This is a genomic window from Eisenbergiella porci, from assembly GCF_009696275.1.
GTDB lineage: Bacteria > Bacillota > Clostridia > Lachnospirales > Lachnospiraceae > Eisenbergiella > Eisenbergiella porci.
In genome coordinates, this window is the sequence record NZ_VUMI01000076.1 from 1 (window position 1) to 17,476 (window position 17,476).

The window sequence follows — 17,476 nt, forward strand, 5'->3', positions numbered from 1 at the left end:
AGATTTCCCATATTGTCCCACAAGCTTCCCACCTGAACGTTACCATTCACGCAGATTGTGGTAGGATTACCCCAAATGGATAGGGTAGCTGATTATCAGCAATTCATTATGCGACTTCTTGTCGCACCTCTGCTTCCGGGTCGCAGATGATAATGTCGTCGTCAGTAATGAGGAAAGCGTTTGTCATTTCCCTTTTTGCCGCAAAGGATTTCCCGCTTCCCGGCGTACCCAAGATTAAGCCGTTGGGGTTCTTTAGCTGCTTGCGGTCGCAGAGTATCATGTTGTTAGAGAGGGCATTTAAGCCGTAATACAGTGCCGCGCCCCTCTGAAAAAGCTCCTGCGTGATAAAGGGGATAAAGATAGCGGTGCTTGATGTAGTAAGCCCTCTTTGAATGGGGATAAGGTTCTCCCCAAGCGGTACAGAGGACATAAGCCCCGCTTCCTGCTGATAGTCAAGGCGGGTGAGGGCGCAGTTGTTCTTCTGTGCAATGCCCGCCGCCGCGAACACGTCATTTTCCAGTTTCCGCTTCGTGTCCGCCATGTTCACCACAAGGAACGTCAAGAGGAACATACGCTCGTTGCGGCTCTGCAAATCCTGTAAGAGGTTTTTCGCTTCGCTGCCGAAAGTGGCAAGGTCGGACGGGATTATGTCCATGTCGTAGCCGCTGCGTACCGCTTTCTTCTGTTCCTCGATTTTCATTTTGTCAAGGTCGGTGATTTTCCGCTTGATGGTCTTGATTGCTTCCGTCTGGTCGATACTGTGGATATGCAGATTGACGACAACGCCCGTTTCCAAGTCCAGAATGTCCGATAAGATACGGTCGTTCAGCTCCGGCGCAAGGATTTCAAGGAAGCTCACCGCGCCGATTTTGCGCCCCATGCGGAAATAACGCCCCTCGCCGAAACGGAAAGAGGGCGGCGCGATAAAGTCCTTTGTGGAAAGCCCGGACGGGGCAAGCCATGAGAAGTCAAAGCGGAACGGCTCGCCCTCCGGGTGGAAAATGCCATGCAGCATTTTAAGGCGTTCATAGCCTGTCATGGGGCGGGCAGAAACGCCTAAGAGCTTAAAATTGTTGAGTACGTCCGTTTCGATACGGGCAAGGCGGGATTTCGCCGCGCCCAGACTGTCGGCTTCAATGGCAAAGGTGATGTACTTCGCCTTGACAAGCCCGTTGTTGCCTTTCGCAAGCTGGTTTTTCAGCATATCCCCATATTCGCTGCGGATAGAGTTGAAAGCGTCCTCCTGTGCCGGAATGTCGATAGCCTTTTCCGCTTCGCCCCGCTGCGTCCCCTGATTGATGAAAGAGAGCTGCACCGAAACGGAAGCGTCAAAGTAGTTGAGGAAGTCGCACCAGTTCTCAAAAATGGCGGTCTTGTCGTCTGCCTGTGCAAGCTGATAGTTAATATCTTCAAAGGCTATGGTCTTTGAGTATTTGCGCCCCGTCACTTTACAGATACCGTCCGGGTACATCTGGATATAGGGGATTGTCTGCTGCGCGGTGTGGGCTTTCCCGTCGCCCTTTGCCTGTCTGATGATTTCCGCAATCTGCTTCTTCTCGGCGCGGGTTAATTTGCGGGGCGGGTTAGCCTTTCCGGGGCTTCTTCCCGCCGCGCTGTTTCTTCGTGTTTCCTTTTGCAATCGCTGATACCTCCTTTTCAAGTTTTCTCTGCCGTTCTAAGACGGAATAAAAGTTGTCTGTCCTGTATGGTCGTTCCTTTGGGGCTATGAATTTCGTCTGAATGATGTTCTTTACCACCACTTCAAGGGGCTGTCCATGCTTCTCATACATGGCAAGCATGAAAAAGGGCAGCATGACGGCAATCATAGCCATAGACGCAAGGCTTGTGCCTGTGCTGTCTTTGAGCAGAAAGAAAAGCGGCAGGCCGATAATGAGGGCTGCCGCAAAACATACAATCTGCCGTTTGGTAAGGTTGAACGCTACTTTTGTCTTGACTTTGGATAAGTCTTTGGGTACAGGTACATACGCCAAGTAAAAACCTCCTTTCGCTGTGTTTTGTATTGCTGTAATCTTCCATAAGGGTAATCAAGGCAAAGGTCAATCTATGCCCTTTGCCCGCCCGTATTATATGGTGGTTATCCGCGTCAAGGTCGGGTAGTATTTTGCTTCGCAAAATCTCCACCCTACCCTTGACACGCCGCTAATGCGCGGAAAAAATCGACTTCGCCAGTGCGCCGGATTTGAACAGGGAGAAACAGAGGATAACGGTGTAGGCTGCAAGGGAGAAAATCGCGCTGTGCAGGTTGTCCGCTATTATCATGTTGTTCACCAGTACGGCGTATATGCCGACGCATATCATTATGAGGAAGCCTTGAAAGCCAAGGGCGAACAGGGATTTTAAGTAGTTGTTTCCTATCTGTCCCCATTCCCTGTTAGTCATGGTTGCAAACGGGATAGGCGATACCGAACAGTAAAGGTAAATCTCAATCATTCTGCCGTAGAGGATAACGGTTATCAGTACGGACATGATTTTCATGCACAAGCTCACAAGGCTTGTTTCCATGACAAGTAAGAGCAGTTCGGGGATTTCCATAGCGTCAAGCCCGCTCTGCATGGACGACAGGGCGGCGGCAACATCAATATTCGTGCTGCCGCCGATAACCCCCGCCGCGCCGGAAACGACGTGCTGCGCCACGTCGAACACCGCCATTGTAATGTCAAAGGTATGCGTCACAAGGTAGACCGCGACGTATGCCTTGAACACCCATTTGAAGAACATGGAAGTGTCAACGTCGTGCATATTGTTCTTTTCCGTTACCATGCTGATAAGCTCATAGCATAGGACGTAGGTAATGACAAGCCCCGCAATGGGTACGATTACATTCTCGGATAACGTGCGTATCATGGAGAATATGCCCGCGTTCCACCCCTGCGGGGTCTGCCCTACCTCTGCGGCGATAGTGCCGACTTTCTCGTTTACGTCCCCGAACATAGTTGACAGATTACCGTTTATGGCTCCGATAAGGATTTCCTTTATCCATTCGTTAATCGCGTCAAGTATGCTCTGCATAAGCCTTTACCCGCGCTTCTTAACCGAACAGGCCGGAAAGCAGCGGTACAAGGGTCATGCCGATAAGGGCAACGCCGCCGCCCGCCATAAGCTGTTTCATGCCCTGGCTTTTTGCTGATGTGCGATAAAGAAGTAAAAGAAGTGTAAAAAATTTTGCCGTTCCTATCCGGCACTTGCGCATTGTGTCGGATAGGTTGGGCGGTCATTCGGGCAAGTCTACCTTGCCGACGAAAGAGTAATAGATTTCAATTTCCTGTCTGCGGGTTCCGTTCTCGTCATAGCTGCACTCATGCACTATGATTTTCTCCACAAATTCCCGCAACAGGGTAGGGGTAAGTTCCTCAAAATTCATGTTCTTGCGGACGATATTCATAAACTTCCCGGCGTTTACGGTGGCTTCCTGTGCTTTGGAAAGTTCCGCCTGTAATGCGGCGGCTCGCTCTTTCAATTCTTTCTGCTCTGCTTCATAGTCTGCCGACAGTTCCGTAAACCGTTCATCAGAAATGCGCCCGGTCACGCTGTCCTCATACAGACGCTTGAAGATAGCGGAAAGTTCGCCGATACGCTTCTCGGCGGCTTCCAGTTCCTTTTTCTTTGCGGCGTTCCTGCGCTTGCCCCCGTCCTCGTTCTGCTCAATCAGCAGCTTCATAAAGCGGGCTTCGTGCTTCGCCGCATAGCTGGTAACTTTCCGCAGATTGTCCGTCACTCCGGCGGTCAACAGGTCGGTGCGGATAAAGTGCGCCGTACAGTCATGGGTACGCTTCTTGTAGCTGCCGCAGATGTAGCAATCCTGCTTCCGGGCGGCGTTCTGGTAACGCTGCTGATAAAGGACGCTGCCGCAGTCGGCGCAGAACAGCAAACCGGAAAACAAGCCCACTTCATCATAGCGGTTCGGGCGTTTGCGCTGCTTTCGTAACTCCTGCACTCGCTCCCACGTTTCCCCGTCAATGATAGACTCATGGTGGTCTGGGAAAATCGCCTGTTTCTCAATGGGGTTTTCTACGCTGTGCTTGGTCTTGTAGGACGGCTTCTCCGTTTTGAAGTTTACCAGACAGCCCGTGTACTCCCTGTTTTCAAGGATATGTACAACGGTGTTCGTCGCCCACTTGCACTCATAGCCGGGGTGGTAGCGGCGGGTGCTGCCCGTCCTGCGGTATTCCAGCGTCCCCGGCGTGGGGATCTGCTGCTCCGTGAGCATACGGGCGATTTTGGTCGGCCCGTTCCCGGCAAGGCACAAGCTGTATATCTGCTTGACTACGGGGGCGGCTTCCTCGTCAATGATGAAATTTTCGTCCTCGTCCATGAGGTAGCCATACACGGGCTTGCTTGTGACAGGCTTGCCGCTCATGCCCTTAGACCGTTTTACTGCCTTGATTTTCTTGCTCGTATCTCTCACCAGCCATTCATTGAAAATGTTCCGCAGCGGGGCAAAATCATTGTCGCCCTGTGCGCTGTCCACTCCGTCATTGATAGCGATAAAGCGGACGCCTTTCTGTGGGAATATCATTTCTGTGTACATTCCCACTTGCAGGTAGTTTCGCCCTAACCGGGACATATCCTTGACTATGACGGTGCCGACTTTTCCGGCTTCAATGTCCGCAAGCATGGCTTGAAAACCCGGTCTTTGGAAGTTCGCCCCAGAATAGCCGTCGTCTGTGTACCATTGCAGATTAGAAAAGCCGTTCTGCTTTGCGTAGGTTTCAAGGATTCGCTTCTGGTTGCTGATAGAATTGGATTCCCCTTGCAGTTCGTCCTCGTGGGATAATCTCGGATAAAGGGCGGTAATAAGGTTTCGGGTGGTCTGTCTTAACATAGTGTCCTCCATTTCCGACAGCCAGCCCCACTATTCCGTAGCTTTATTGTACCACGGAACAGGGGCGGTTGTATAGCGGTTTCTGCTTCTTTACGTCCCGTCAAAATGACGGTTTTGATGTAGCAAAATCTTCTCTGGGACAAGAAGTAGAAAATTTCAAAAGAATGTGATATACTTTACTCCGAAGCAAAAATGACATAGTTGAGGAAACAAAAATGGAGCAAAAAATATATCGCTTTTTGGGCGTAAATCAGTATCGCAAGTTTGTTATTAAAGTGAAAAAGCTGTATGATAAATGGCGCGGCAAACAAGATACGGATAACTATTTCTTGAAAGATTATTCCAAAGAGGGGATTATCTTTTTGAAAAATCAGTTTATAAAAAATGCAAAAATACATTCATTAGGCGTTTTCGCTGGTTTACTTGCTATGCTGGTTGCCGATTACTTATGGGTGCAAATAATTGCATTTCTTATTTTTCTGCATAATCTATACTGTGTAATGATACAAAGATATAATCTTATTCGTATCAATGCTTTATTGCAAAAAAAGAAATCACACCGACAAAAATCAATGTAAAATATCATTCCTGCGGTCATGCTCCCCGACATGACCGCTTTTCCTTTGTCTGGCATTATGCTGTATGCGGCGTATTCTGTCCGGCTCTGGCTTCGGCTTCCAGCACTTTCATCATTTTGTCGGCGGCGGTGGCGGTAGTGTTCTCCTTGAAATAGCCGGAAACGACAAGGACAGAGTTGCCTACACGGATTTCCGTCACGCAATCCGGGCGGCGGGCGGTGCAGTCATGCTTTGGGGTGTTGGTCATAGGCGGCTCTCCTTTCCATTCAGCAGCGTTTTCAAGCGTTTCATTTTCTCCTGTGCCGTGGCTTTTCTGAAATTCTCCCCGGTAAAACGGACGGGGGAACACATTTCAAGCAGACGGTCATAAATGCGGGCGTGGGCGGTGTCCTCCGGGTGCTGCAATTCCTCCAGCGTGAGATTGGTCGTAACGATTAGCGGCTTGTTGCTGCGGTATCGGCTGTCAATCACGTTGTAGACCTGCTCTAAACCGTATTCCGTCCCCCTCTCCATGCCGAAGTCGTCAAGAATGAGAAGCGGGAAGCTGCAAAGGCGGGATATATATTCGTTCCTGTCCTTGAAGCTGGCAGCAAGGTCACCCAGTATCAATGCAAAGTTCGTCATACACACGGCAATTTCACGCTCCATGAGGGCGTTTGCAATACACCCGGCGAAATAACTCTTGCCTGTGCCGACTTTGCCCCACAACAGCAAGCCGATATTTTCCGCTTTCATCTGCTCCCAACATTCCGCATAAGAACGGGCGTGTTTCATCTGCGGGCATTTCCCGTTGTCGTTTTCAAACGTCCATTCCCGCATAGCCGGATTGGTAAAGCCCCGCTGCTTCAAACGCTCAACAGCTTCAAGGTGGGTGCGCCGCTTCTCGGCGGCTTCCCGCTTTTCCCGCTCTGCCCGCTGGCAGTCGCACTCTGCCGGGTGGCGGTCACGCCCGAACAGGCTCTTGCCCTCCGGGAAATAGGCTTCTTTCGGCTTGCGGCACTTCCCGCAGTATAAAAGCCCGTCCTCCCCGGTATAGTCCTCCGGCTCCGGCGTGGTCTGTGTCATATTCAAAACCATATCGTCAAACTGGCTCATAAACTTTCTCCCTCCCTACAAGAATAGTCCGGGATGCCCTTTCTCCCGGCTCCCTTTGCTGCGTCCTCCTGCGCCCACTTGTAAATCGTGGCTGCATGGCTCCTGTATTTCTTCCCGCTGGAAGCGATATGGCAGGATAGGCGGTCAATGTAATACTCCCACTTGCCGGGAAGTTCTGCTTTCAGTTCGGCAAGTTCCTTGTCCGAAAGAAATACATTGTTGTATCTGCCATAGGCGGCGGGGTGTCCCGTTTCTAACTCTCTCTCTTTTTCTATCTCTATATCTATCTCTTTCTTTATCTCTATCTCTGGTGGACGAATGTCGGACAAATGTCCGCCGTTTGTCCTGGGCGGCAAAAGCGCCCGGTTTTCCAGCCTTGCAGCCCGTTTCCGCTCCGCTTCGGTAGAGGACTGACCTATCATCAGTTCAATGTCGGTCATGTAGAGAAGCCCGCTGTCAAGCTGCTCCACAAGCCCCAACTGCCGGAAAATCTCTAAAGCCCGTTCAACCGTCCCTATCTGGTGGCGGGTAAGCGTCGCAATCATCTGCGCCGTATAGGGGATATGTTCGTCAAGCTGTAACTTCCCGCCGTTTTTCAGCGATTTTAAGTACAGCTTCAACAGGATATTGGAGTACAAAATCCCGTCTTTCATATCCTCCAACAGCACAATGGAGTCGCTGTCAAAAAAGTTCTCTTTCAGCTTGAGGTAGTAATATTTGCGGTTATCTGCCATTGGCTGCGCCCTCCTTTTTCCAGCGTTTGGAGTAGTAGCGGGGGCAGAGTATGATAATCGCCCGGAAGCTCTGCTTGCAGTCACGGGTACAGCCCCGGCATAGGTCGTTGTATGTGATACGGTTGCGGTGGTTGAGGAAGAAAGACCATTCCTCTTTCCGCTTCTTGCTCATTCTTGGCAATCGTAGGCTCCTTTCTGCCGCTTCTATCGGCGTGGCGGGATAGGCGGCATTTTCTGTATGTTCTCGGTGTCATTTTCGGGCTTTTTCTGCTCTGTAAGCCCCGTTTGGAAGTCGGGGAGTATTGCGGTAAGGGGAAAGCCCGTACCCTTGTTTTTGTATGGTTTCGGTATCATTTCGGGGCGGTCTTTAACGCTCCTGTTCGTGCTTCTTCTGCTGGCTCGGCTCCCGGCGCAAAATCTGGTCGATGTTGCCCTTGACGGTCTGAAGCTGACGGACACGCTCATGCTTTTCCCGGTAGTCGTTATATCCGGCGTTTTTCTGGACGGTCAACGTCTGGATTTCCTCTTGGAGTGCTTTCCGGCTCGGCAGCTTCTTGATACCATGCTCCCGGAAATATCGGGTAGCTGCTTCGGCTATGATAAAATCGCTTTCGTGCTGCTCCCGGTAGGCTCTGCGGGCTTTGTCCGATTTCTGCGCTTTCAGACCGTCACGGGCGGGCTTCGTGCTGATGTAGCTTAGGAGATTGCGCTGCAATTCCTTTTTGTCTGATATGGTGGCTTCCAGTGCTTTCAATCCGGAAAGGCTTTCCTGCATATCAGCATGGGCGGCGGTAAGGGCTTCGTCCAGTTCTTCCGGGGAAGAAAAGCCGTATTGCTGGTAGGCGGCAAGGGTAGCCGCCATTTGCTTTAGGTTGTGCATGGTCGCCCACTTCTCATAGCCCCGTCCCTTGCCCTCGGCCTTCTTTGCGGCAATATCAACCATGCGCTGTACGCCGTCATTCTTTGGGGCGCTTTTCGCTGGTTTTGTCCTCTGTAACCGCTCTTTGATACTGGCGGGGTATTCCGGTATGGCTGCGGCTTTTTCGGCGGCTCTGGCGGCGTTCTGTTCCAACATGGAGAGGACAGCGGTGCGGTCAAAATCGTCCCCCAGCTTACGGGCTGTGATAGGCTTTGACCTATCCGGCGTGAGGTAGGATAGCCGCCCCCGGCTCTCCTTGACGGTCACGCCCTCACGGAGAAGTAGAGAAGAAAACTCGTCAAGGCTGGTTGCTTTTGAAAGTGCGTCCCGGATAGTCCGGCGCAGCTTCGCCTTGTCCGTTTCAAACTTGGTCGTCCGGGGTGCAATCCCTCCGGCAATCATGGGGGCATTGCGCTCGTCCAGTGCGGCTTGTCCTTTCTTCTGCGCCCAGTATTCCCGGTCACTCACTCGCTCCTTGCTGCCATTCAAGAGGTCAATCTGATAAAGCCCCTCGCTGTGGCACATTTCCATGACTTCGGCTTTCAGATAGTTCATGGCTGCGTCCGTACAACGGTGCTTGCAGCCAGCCCGCCGGTCTGCCGGTCTGTCCATGTGGGGCAGCATAGGAACCTGGGCAATCCGCAAGGAATTGATTACGATATGCACATGGATATTTTCGGTGTGGTTATGCCCGTCCGGGTGGGTGCATACAAGGGCTTGGTGTCCGGGAAAATGCTCGGCGCAAAACTTCTCGCCCAACTCCTGCGCCCGGTCAACGGTCAAGCCGTTGTCCGGGCCGTCACGGGGGTCAAAGCTGATGATATAATGGTGGCTCTTTACGTCCTCCCGCTTCTGGTTCTTGCCATAGCGGAGATTGGAGCGCATACAGGCAACGGCAAAATCCTCCCCGTCACAATTCAGAGAGGAAATGCGGTAGTCTGTCCTCGGTATCAGCCGCCCGTCTGCGTCAAGGGTGGGCTTCATGGTAAACTCGTCATGCTCGAATGTGAGGTACTTTTCAGCGTCCCCGTAGTCCGCATTTTTAGAGCTGATATGTTTGAGTATCGCCAACAGCATCACCTACTTTCTTGAGGACTTCAAACTTGAGGGCGGCAAGGTCGGCGGCGGCTCCCCGTACCTCGCCGGATAAGCTGGCGTAGGGTGCGCCGTACTCATTCAAAAAGCGGGCTATCTGGTTTAAGTTGCCGCCGATCCGCCCGTACTCGGCGGTTAGCTTCCCGACAGCGGAAAGCAATTCGTCATTGACGGGGGAAACGGTAATCACGGGGCGTATGGTCGCCCCTCGTATGGCTTGCCGGATAAACTCGGACTGGCTGATTTGATAAGCCGCCAGCCGCTCCATAAAGTCGGCGTGTTCTTCATCAGACAGCCGGGTTTTTACCACATGGCGGCGGTGGGGCGTGTTGTATTTCTTTCGCATGGTATGACCTCCTTTCGGTTGCCGCATGACAGCGGCGGGATAAGCGGCGCAAGCCGCAAAGCAGGGTTTGGGGAAGGCACTCCCCAACAAGATTCCCGCAGGGGCAAAATGAGCGGATAAGCGAATTTTGGTACTGTGGTAGAATCTTGCTCTGAAAAACTGCCGCTTTCCCTCTGTGCGGCTGCTCTCAATACCTACAAAACCGAAGCAGGGCAAAAAGACGGAAAATCCGGCGGCTTTTTTCTTTTGCCATTCCTGCAATTCACAAGGGCGGCTTGGCTGGCTTCCGTCAATATAGCGATTGCGGCGGCGTGTTCTGCCCGCTTTTGTTCCCCTCCACGGATAGAAACGGAAAATGCCAAACGCTCCTTTGAATTTCTTCATCACTACTACGGTAGACAAGTGCCGTTCTGCTAAATCCGGCAAAACTTTTTAGGGCAAACTTCCCCGTCACTCCCTACTACAACGGGAATGTGCTTTTTGCCAAAAATGGACGCAAAAAAAGCAGCAAATCTTTTCAGACTTACTGCTTGTATGCCGCTGTGATTGGCGGCGGGTATTCAGTTGTTAGCGGTCAAAGCGAAACTTGAACAGGCTTTCTATCAGTTTTTGAACGATATACTCCTGCATTTCCACATTGATGTGACCGTCCATTTTGGAATAAGTGCGGATATATCCGGCATAATGGGAAAGGACAGCGGCAACGGCTTCCGGGTCGCCCTCGCTTGCCTTGACTATCGTTTCATAGGGGAGTAGCTGGCTCATGGTGTGCGCCCTCCAACTCTGCCCGTAGCTGTTGCAAGATAAGCCGTATGCGCCGCCCGGTGGTGCTGCGTGTCCGTCCGTATTGTTCACCGATTTCTTTATGGGTCAAGCGTTGGAAGTAGTACAGAAAAATCATTTCCTGCTCCATCTCCGGCAGAGAGGACAGGGCGGCGGCAAGGTATGGATTTCCTAATAGAATGGTCTGCCCGCAAGCCGTAAAAGGGTATTCGCCACTTGTCGGCTGCTCGGCAAAGTATTCATCTGTGGTGCTGAATGGATAATGTTTTTCGTCTATCAGATAGTCAAGGGAAATTTCCCGGCTGCGGCGGCTGCGTATGCTCCGGGCTGCGTCTATGGCAGCATGGCGAATGACAATCCGGCAAAAGGCATTGTGCGTGTGTCTGATATGCTCTTGATATTTTTCGTATTCAGTCATGGAAAAGCCCCCTTTCTGAATAATGGCAGAGGGCGGCAGCACTCCCTGCTGTCGCCCTCTTGATTACCCACCAGCAAGGACAGGCGGGGCTGTCAACGGTGGGCGCAGCCCATTTACTTGCCGTTGACTGGCTCGGCTGGCTTTGCTACCTCATTTTTCATCATCTACAAATTCAAACAAGTCCTCAACGGTCACATGAAATACTTTCGCAATGTCCATAGCCAGTTTAAGGGACGGATTATATCTGCCGTTTTCAAGGTGAACGATTGTTTCCCGTCTGGAAGAAACCAGTTCAGCCAGTTCAACCTGTTTCAGACCTGCTTTTTCCCTATACTCCTTTATTTTTGTTTTCAGCATATTTTACAGTCCTTTCTTGTCAATTATGGCGAAAATAGTTGCTCTCAAAACAGTCAACAAGAAGATACCGCCAACAACAAAATATCCTGCAATAATTCCGTTGAAATCAGCGAATACGCAAGCCAACGCTGCAATGACCATTAGTACATAAGCCAACTTCAAACAGATAGAGTCTGTGGTTTTCAGATTTTCTTTCGCAAACTCATCAAAGATATTGTGCTTCTTTGCATAAGAAATCTGTCCCCAGACAAGCGCACCGGCAAGAGTAAGACAAGCTGCATGGAGATAGCGGATAACAGGGTCATATCCATTCCATGCGCACATTCCGTAGTACACCACCAACAAGGCTGCGGGTACTGCCTTAAAGAACATCCATACGCTCAAGTTAATAGTTTTGTTTTTCATAGTTAAAACCTCCGTGTGAAATATTTGTAACTTTGCTGTGTTATAAATATATCACCTATATCTGCGAATGTCAATAGGGAAAGTGAAATATTTTTAACTTTTTTATTTTGACGGAATAGTGGGGCTGGCTATCAAGTTTTGTGTTACTTTACCGCACATGAGCATTTGCGCCAGGGTTGTCGTTGCCGTAGCCCTCCATGAGGTTAATCACGCCCCAGATACCAAGCCCGGCTCCAAGAGCGATAACAAGTGTCTGCAAAACGCCTACTGCTGAATTGAAAAATGCCATAAAGTTCTCCTTTCCTGCCGCGTGTGCGGCTGCCCGAAAAAGGGCATAAAAAACGGCGGCCAGTTTTGGTAACTGCCGCGGTCATAAGCCCGCCATGTCCGGCGGGTTCCCCACGCCGCCTAAATGTCTGCGGCGCGGCGGTATTCAGTTGTAAGGGGTGCGGCTCCTGCCGCTGTGTAGTGCGCCGGGAGTAGGGGCGCGTATCATGTAGCCTGTGTTTACGTTCTTGATGATAGGTCAGCTCCTTAAAAAATCTTTTCTGAATGACAGGTAGGATAGGTTTGTTTCCCGTAGTCGTCGGCGTTGTGGGAATGTGGGTAACTGGCTGTCTTATGGAGCTGTGGGAAACGCTGTTTGCAGGACGTGGGAAAGCTGCACTTTAGCTTTTCCATGTGCTGTGAATGGCGTTTTCCATAGCGGAATAGCCTGTTATCCATATTTCCATGACGCAAGGGGCGCGTATCTCATAGCCTGTTTTTCTGTCCCTAATCTCAATCCCTCCTTTCGCTTCTGCGGTTCTTTTCGTAGAGCCGTTCGCAAGCCGCGACAAACTTCTTTAATTCAGTCTGCCGCCTTGCTTCTTCCGGCTGCTTTTCTGCCATGCGCCCGCCCATAATCAGAGTAAGGCGGGGCTTTTCCCTCCGGGAACGCTCATTCATGGTCGGCGTCCTCCGGCAATTCTGCCGCGTCAATCTCGTAATAGTCAAACACTTCATCGGGCTTGACGATAGCGGGGCGGCGTTTTAGGTGCTTCTCCATGTCAAAGGCGTTTTTCGGGTCTGCGTCGGAAAGGTACTTGTATTTCGGGTGCTTTGTTATGTCGAATTTGTCCGAAAAGAACGGGCGCACCCCTCGTAGCTGCAAGATACATTTCCCTCCGTCCATGACCGCAATTTCATCTTCCGTCATAAGCTGCTTCCCCAATTTCTGATAGTTCAGCCCATGCGAAAGCTCCCGCCCTCTGGTTTCGGACGTGTTGAAGCTGTCTATTGTTTCCTTGCCTAAAATCTCCGATATTTCCTTTAGCGTCGTTTTCTCCTTGCCGCCCAGAAAAAGGGTGGTGTCGCAATTCCCTACAATCGTGTCCGCGTTGTCCTTGTAGATTGCCTTTAGCTGTGACTGGCTCTGCAAGATGATTGATGCGGATATTTCCCGGCTTCGGATTGTCGCTATGAGCTTTTCAAACTTCGGTATCTGCCCGATATTTGCAAACTCGTCTAACAGGCAGCGCACATGGACGGGAAGCCGCCCGCCGTATTCATCATCTGCCTTGTCGCACAAGAGGTTGAATAGCTGTGTGTAGAGTATGCTTACGACAAAGTTAAAGGTGTCGTCTGTGTCGCTGATAATGACAAACAGGGCGGTCTTTCGGTCGCCTATGGTGTCAAGTTCCATTTCGTCGGTTTCCATAAGCTCCCGTAGCTCCTTAATGTCGAATGGGGCTAACCTCGCGCCGCAGCTAATTAAAATCGACTTCGCCGTTTTGCCCGCCGCAAGTTTATATTTGCGGTACTGCTTGACCGCGAAATGCTCCGGGTCTTTTTCTTCCAGTCGTTCAAACATGAGGTCTACCGGGTTCTGGAAGTCCTCGTCGTCCTCGCGGGCTTCCGACGCATTTATCATTTCAAGAAGCGTCGTGAAGTTCTTCTCGTCCTCCGGGGCTTCGTACCAGATATAGCCGATTAGCGCGGTATAGTAGAGCTTTTCCGCTTTCACCCAGAAATCCTCGCCGGATTTTTCCCCGTCGCCTTTGGTGTTGGCGATTATGGTATTGACTAATTTCAAAATGTCCTTTTCGCTCCGCAGATAGGCAAAGGGGTTGTATCTCATGGATTTTTTGAAGTTAATCGTATTCAGCACTTTGATACGGTAGCCGCCCCGCTGTAAGAGCTTCCCGCACTCAATTAAGACGGTGCCTTTCGGGTCTGTGACAACATAGCTGCTGTGCATTTGCATAAGCGACGGCTTGACGAAAAACCTTGTCTTGCCGCTGCCGGAACCGCCGATTACAAGAATGTTTTTGTTTCTCGCATATTTCGGCTGCTTCGGGCGGCTGTTCATGGTGAGCCGTTCCGTCTGTGTGAGGGGGATATTGTTCTCAAATACCGGGTCGGTGTACGGTTTTATATCGTCGGCTGTTCCCCAACGTGCGCTGCCGTACTCTATGCCTTTGCGGTATTTCTTCGCGTTCTTGCCCTTGATGTAAACGGCAAGCCGGATAATCACCGCCCCCGCTATGCCGATAAGTAAGTCGGCGGGGTGGAAGCTCGGCGCGATACTGGAAAAGGCGGCGGTAAAACCGTCCCCAAGATGTAGCAGCTTTGCGCTTGCGTCCGCGCCGGGGGATAATCGAACCGCCGCGCCCACTTTATCAAAGAGCCAGACAAAGAGCAGATAGGGGGCATTTAGGATAAGCAGCTTCTTGATTTCCGGCTTCATAGCGATACCTCCCTGTCCTTGTTCTTGACTTTCGCCCGTTCCGCATTTCTGCCCTGTGCGGCTTCTTTGAGCGCGGAGAGCAGCTTTCGGATTGAGGGCTTTCTATCCTGTGTCAGCTTCTTTGCGGAAAACTCCTTAAAGGCGGCGGTCAGCACGTCCGCGTCCCGCCCCTTAAAGAAAACCAGATAGCGGGGCGGGCTTTCCGTCGTGTCCTTTTTCAGCGCAAAGTCGATACCGTACTTTTTCGCTGTACTCTCAAAGGCTTTGATATTGCCCTCGGTAATCTCAATGTTGGAAACGCCCGCGTTCTGCTTCATAAGCTGCTTTAGGGTCTGCCTGCCCTGCGGCGGTTTTGCAAGCTGCTTTTTTCCCTTTGACAGAATGGCTTTCATTGCCTTTTGGAGCGTCTGCGCGGTCAGCTTCCCGGTCTTGATGTATAGGGCTATGGTCTTTTCGTTTACTTCGTCCTGCAATTTCTCACGTCCTCCTTTCGCGTTTCTTCATGGGGCGGCGGTCAGATACGCACCCGCAGCCCGTTCAAGTCCTCGGCTCTGATACCCACCAGATACCAGTTGTCGCCGTACTCAATACGGGTCGGCTTCCACTTGCCCCGCACGAACACGTCAAAGCACTCCCCGCAATGCAGCCCGCCATAGTAGGCGTTGAGGTCAAAACGAATGTCGTAACGGTCGGTGCGCTCGTCAAATACCAATGCTCCTGTTCTCTGTGCCATAAAAAAATCCTCCTTTTGTTTTTTGTTGTTTTACAGGCTTTCGCCCTCGTTGCATGAATAATAGTCCGGGTCACCATACTTCGGCTTCTTCGGTGACAGTGCGCCGCTTGCCATGTCATGGGCGACAAGGGAAGTGTAGTAGTTCCCAATCGTGGACGGGGCATTGAAAAGGGCAGCTTTCAGATATTGCTTGATGTTGCGGATTTTCGTTGTGTTCTCCCGCATACAGTCAAGCACAAAGCGGATATGCTCGCCGTCCAGTTTCATAAACTTTGCTTTCACAAGCTCTGCCGGGTAGTCGTCCCCCGCAATCCGTACCCGCTTTCTGGCGGTGCATACCGTTTCAAGCATGAGGTCTACAATCTCGTCAAGCCTGTCTATGTCAAATTTCATGTCCTGTTTGAGAATGTCGTAGTCGATATTGTCCTTGATGATTTCCCGGTATATCTCTACCGCGCTCTGTGCTACCGCTTCCGTTCCTTTCCGTTCCGGCGGCGTAGCCGCGTAAGGTGAGGGGTTAGGGGAAAGGATAGGAATGGAATGGGTACTTGATAAATCTGTATTTGATTTTTCTTTTTTTGGTAAGTCAGTTCTTTGTATATCTTTATTTAATTGCGTTGGATTTTCCAACGTAGGTTTTTCCAATGTTGGTTTTTCCTGCGTTGGATTATCCAATGTTGGATTTTCCAATGTAGGTAAATCCGGCGTAGGCGGCTGCGGCTGCTCGAATATCACATAGTCCGCGCCCCGCAAGCGTCCTTTTTCGTCGCGCTCCCGTGAACGGACGATATACCCGGCGCGTTCAAGTTCCCGTATGGCTTCGCGGATAGCGTCTATCTTCTCCCGGTTGATAAGGGATAAGCCTTTCAAGGTGTAGTCCCAATCTTCGGGAAGTGACAGCATTTGCGACAACAGCCCCTTTGCCTTTAGGGAAAGCTCTTTGTTGCGTAGGTGGTGGTTGCTCATTACGGTATAGCCTTTGTTTCGTTCCACCCGGAAAACAGCCATAATAAATCACTCCTTTTGCTGTGGATTTGTTACGCAGTAGAAGCGCGGTTTCGGGGGATAAGGTATAAATCCCTTGCCGCGTCAGATATGCGCCCGCAAAGCCGCTTGTAGCAAGGCTTTTTCTGTCCCTACTGCGTAACAAGGGGCATGAAAAAAGCGGCGTTCCTGTTCTCTCATATTGAGAGTAAGAAACGCCGCCTGTGCGGTGCTGTATGAAGTTGTTTCAATCTATGGTAGTTTCAATACTGCTGTGCCATACTGGTCTTATCCGTAGGAGCTTCAAAGCATATCAAGGCTCAATCCGAAAGTAGTAAATGGGTAGTAAATTCAAGCTGCAATCCTGCGGAAATGCCCGTAAATTGGGGATTTTTTGAGATAATCATTTGATTTATACCAATTCAAACCAGCCAAAACCTTCTGTGTCCCGCGCTATGCAGTTCCATAAGTTATTTTGCTGTTAAAAAAACTGACCCATACAGGAAGTCATTAAGAAAAAAGGAATGACTCACAGTACAGGCCAGATCTAAATTCAAATTGATTACTTAATCATACTAACACGTATATAAAAATATGTCAAATACTTTTTAAAATTTTGATAAATTTTACTTTTACTTTATTTTACAAAAAAATCTGCTGTCCGACAATGCTCCCGGGCCTCATCCGCAGCGTGCATCCGCCCCTGCGGATAAGGCCCGGAAGAATCTATCTATTTTTATCTGTCCGTCAGTCTTCTTTATCCTGGGTAAATACTGCCTCAACCACCGATTTTCTGGCGCTTTCCACCGTGACATTGAACACGACGGCCAGCTCGGAAATCAGCATCTTTTCCGCTCTCTGCAGATCCTTTTCATCAGAACAGTTCAGCTTTTTCCCGCCCTGTTTCTTTTTTTCCTGTTCCAGCAGTATGGCCTTCATCAGCTCCAGGTACTGGCTGACCTCACAGGATTTCAGAATCTGCCTGTTTTTCTTTTCCCGTTCCTTATTGTTCGTGTCATATTCCGCATCGATGCCGGAAAGCTTTTCCAGATAGCTTCTTGCCTCTGCCTTTGAGATAACAGGCCTCATATATACTTTGTCATTGTTGATCTTGACGTATATCATGCTGCTGTCGTCCCAGACAGACTTCATTGTGTAATACTCCTCCTGTCCTTTGACAAAATCGGGCTTTCCAATGGAAACTATCCTGTACACACCGCCGTTTTCATGCACCACTACATCATTTACCTTATACATTTTACACCTTTTCCTTTGCAACTGAAAAAGCTGCAACGGGAACACAGGCAGGTTACCGATGCAGCAGTTATATAATGATGTTGGGGTCAAAAGAGTTTGTAAAAACTCTCTGACCTACCATATAGTACCTTGAAAATTTTACACAATTGGATTTTTATCATTTTCCAGATGTTAGTAGTCAATACCAAAATGACTGTCAGT

The 17,476-nt window shown here is 50.3% G+C and carries 22 protein-coding genes and 1 pseudogene; 1 reads left to right on the forward strand and 22 read right to left on the reverse strand.

Going from position 1 to position 17,476, the window contains the following annotated elements; genetic code table 11:
• Positions 1–127: 127 nt before the first annotated feature.
• The 5 genes and pseudogenes from FYJ45_RS26920 to FYJ45_RS26940 all read right to left on the reverse strand — a co-directional run.
• Positions 128–1,639: pseudogene (locus tag FYJ45_RS26920) on the reverse strand (VirB4-like conjugal transfer ATPase, CD1110 family); the annotation flags it as partial.
• Positions 1,584–1,991, reverse strand: a complete 408-nt coding sequence (locus tag FYJ45_RS26925; protein ID WP_154468103.1) for a PrgI family protein — start codon at positions 1,989–1,991, stop codon at positions 1,584–1,586. The gene FYJ45_RS26925 and the pseudogene FYJ45_RS26920, both read right to left, overlap by 56 nt.
• Before the next feature lie 169 nt (positions 1,992–2,160).
• Entirely contained in the window at positions 2,161–3,030 is an 870-nt protein-coding gene (locus FYJ45_RS26930) for a VirB6/TrbL-like conjugal transfer protein, CD1112 family (RefSeq protein ID WP_154468104.1), read from the reverse strand.
• 19 nt (positions 3,031–3,049) lie between these two features.
• A complete protein-coding gene (locus FYJ45_RS33340; protein ID WP_154468105.1) occupies positions 3,050–3,211 on the reverse strand; it encodes a Maff2 family mobile element protein in 162 nt (53 codons plus the stop codon).
• Between the two features lie 21 nt (positions 3,212–3,232).
• Positions 3,233–4,843 (reverse strand): recombinase family protein, encoded by a 1,611-nt coding sequence (locus FYJ45_RS26940; RefSeq protein WP_154468106.1) that lies wholly within the window; start codon positions 4,841–4,843, stop codon positions 3,233–3,235.
• A 215-nt stretch (positions 4,844–5,058) separates the two neighbouring features.
• On the opposite strand from FYJ45_RS26940, the gene FYJ45_RS26945 reads away from it, so the two are divergent.
• Entirely contained in the window at positions 5,059–5,421 is a 363-nt protein-coding gene (locus FYJ45_RS26945) for a glycosyl-4,4'-diaponeurosporenoate acyltransferase CrtO family protein (protein WP_118557382.1), read from the forward strand.
• A 55-nt stretch (positions 5,422–5,476) separates the two neighbouring features.
• On the opposite strand, the gene FYJ45_RS26950 is transcribed toward FYJ45_RS26945, so the two are convergent.
• The 17 genes from FYJ45_RS26950 to FYJ45_RS27025 form a co-directional block, all read right to left on the reverse strand.
• Positions 5,477–5,668: a transposon-encoded TnpW family protein gene (locus FYJ45_RS26950; RefSeq protein ID WP_118557381.1), complete on the reverse strand. Its 192-nt coding sequence runs from the start codon at positions 5,666–5,668 to the stop codon at positions 5,477–5,479.
• Positions 5,665–6,516, reverse strand: a complete 852-nt coding sequence (locus FYJ45_RS26955; RefSeq protein WP_118557380.1) for an ATP-binding protein — start codon at positions 6,514–6,516, stop codon at positions 5,665–5,667. The genes FYJ45_RS26950 and FYJ45_RS26955 overlap by 4 nt, the downstream gene beginning before the upstream one ends.
• The gene (locus tag FYJ45_RS26960; RefSeq protein WP_154468107.1) at positions 6,513–7,250 is read right to left on the reverse strand and encodes a phage replisome organizer N-terminal domain-containing protein; all 738 of its coding nucleotides are present in this window, start codon (positions 7,248–7,250) and stop codon (positions 6,513–6,515) included. Before FYJ45_RS26960 ends, FYJ45_RS26955 begins: the two co-directional genes overlap by 4 nt.
• On the reverse strand, positions 7,240–7,431 hold the full coding sequence (locus FYJ45_RS26965; protein ID WP_083787635.1) for a hypothetical protein: 192 nt from the start codon (positions 7,429–7,431) through the stop codon (positions 7,240–7,242). Before FYJ45_RS26965 ends, FYJ45_RS26960 begins: the two co-directional genes overlap by 11 nt.
• A 186-nt stretch (positions 7,432–7,617) precedes the next feature.
• Positions 7,618–9,240: a relaxase/mobilization nuclease domain-containing protein gene (locus tag FYJ45_RS26970; protein WP_154468108.1), complete on the reverse strand. Its 1,623-nt coding sequence runs from the start codon at positions 9,238–9,240 to the stop codon at positions 7,618–7,620.
• On the reverse strand, positions 9,212–9,610 hold the full coding sequence (locus tag FYJ45_RS32445) for a plasmid mobilization protein (RefSeq protein WP_154468116.1): 399 nt from the start codon (positions 9,608–9,610) through the stop codon (positions 9,212–9,214). Before FYJ45_RS32445 ends, FYJ45_RS26970 begins: the two co-directional genes overlap by 29 nt.
• A gap of 567 nt (positions 9,611–10,177) precedes the next feature.
• Positions 10,178–10,375 carry a helix-turn-helix domain-containing protein gene (locus FYJ45_RS26980; protein WP_154468109.1) on the reverse strand — a complete coding sequence of 66 codons (198 nt, stop codon included), beginning with the start codon at positions 10,373–10,375 and terminating at the stop codon, positions 10,178–10,180.
• Complete coding sequence (locus tag FYJ45_RS26985; RefSeq protein WP_154468110.1) at positions 10,353–10,811, reverse strand: RNA polymerase sigma factor; 459 nt, start codon at positions 10,809–10,811, stop codon at positions 10,353–10,355. Before FYJ45_RS26985 ends, FYJ45_RS26980 begins: the two co-directional genes overlap by 23 nt.
• A 150-nt stretch (positions 10,812–10,961) precedes the next feature.
• Positions 10,962–11,168 (reverse strand): helix-turn-helix transcriptional regulator, encoded by a 207-nt coding sequence (locus FYJ45_RS26990; protein WP_022131487.1) that lies wholly within the window; start codon positions 11,166–11,168, stop codon positions 10,962–10,964.
• Between the two features lie 3 nt (positions 11,169–11,171).
• Positions 11,172–11,573, reverse strand: a complete 402-nt coding sequence (locus tag FYJ45_RS26995) for a hypothetical protein (RefSeq protein ID WP_022131486.1) — start codon at positions 11,571–11,573, stop codon at positions 11,172–11,174.
• A gap of 148 nt (positions 11,574–11,721) precedes the next feature.
• Positions 11,722–11,862 carry a Maff2 family mobile element protein gene (locus tag FYJ45_RS27000; protein WP_118660850.1) on the reverse strand — a complete coding sequence of 47 codons (141 nt, stop codon included), beginning with the start codon at positions 11,860–11,862 and terminating at the stop codon, positions 11,722–11,724.
• 491 nt (positions 11,863–12,353) lie between these two features.
• Positions 12,354–12,521 (reverse strand): hypothetical protein, encoded by a 168-nt coding sequence (locus FYJ45_RS29925; RefSeq protein WP_195842005.1) that lies wholly within the window; start codon positions 12,519–12,521, stop codon positions 12,354–12,356.
• Positions 12,514–14,301: a VirD4-like conjugal transfer protein, CD1115 family gene (locus tag FYJ45_RS27005; protein ID WP_154468111.1), complete on the reverse strand. Its 1,788-nt coding sequence runs from the start codon at positions 14,299–14,301 to the stop codon at positions 12,514–12,516. The genes FYJ45_RS29925 and FYJ45_RS27005 overlap by 8 nt, the downstream gene beginning before the upstream one ends.
• Positions 14,298–14,774 (reverse strand): PcfB family protein, encoded by a 477-nt coding sequence (locus FYJ45_RS27010; RefSeq protein WP_154468112.1) that lies wholly within the window; start codon positions 14,772–14,774, stop codon positions 14,298–14,300. Before FYJ45_RS27010 ends, FYJ45_RS27005 begins: the two co-directional genes overlap by 4 nt.
• 41 nt (positions 14,775–14,815) lie before the next feature.
• Positions 14,816–15,034: a DUF5348 domain-containing protein gene (locus FYJ45_RS27015; protein WP_154468113.1), complete on the reverse strand. Its 219-nt coding sequence runs from the start codon at positions 15,032–15,034 to the stop codon at positions 14,816–14,818.
• A gap of 30 nt (positions 15,035–15,064) precedes the next feature.
• Positions 15,065–16,042, reverse strand: coding sequence for a DUF6017 domain-containing protein (locus FYJ45_RS27020; protein ID WP_154468114.1), 978 nt, complete (start codon positions 16,040–16,042; stop codon positions 15,065–15,067).
• A 723-nt stretch (positions 16,043–16,765) separates the two neighbouring features.
• Positions 16,766–17,275: a CarD family transcriptional regulator gene (locus FYJ45_RS27025; RefSeq protein ID WP_154468115.1), complete on the reverse strand. Its 510-nt coding sequence runs from the start codon at positions 17,273–17,275 to the stop codon at positions 16,766–16,768.
• Between the last annotated feature and the right edge of the window lie 201 nt (positions 17,276–17,476).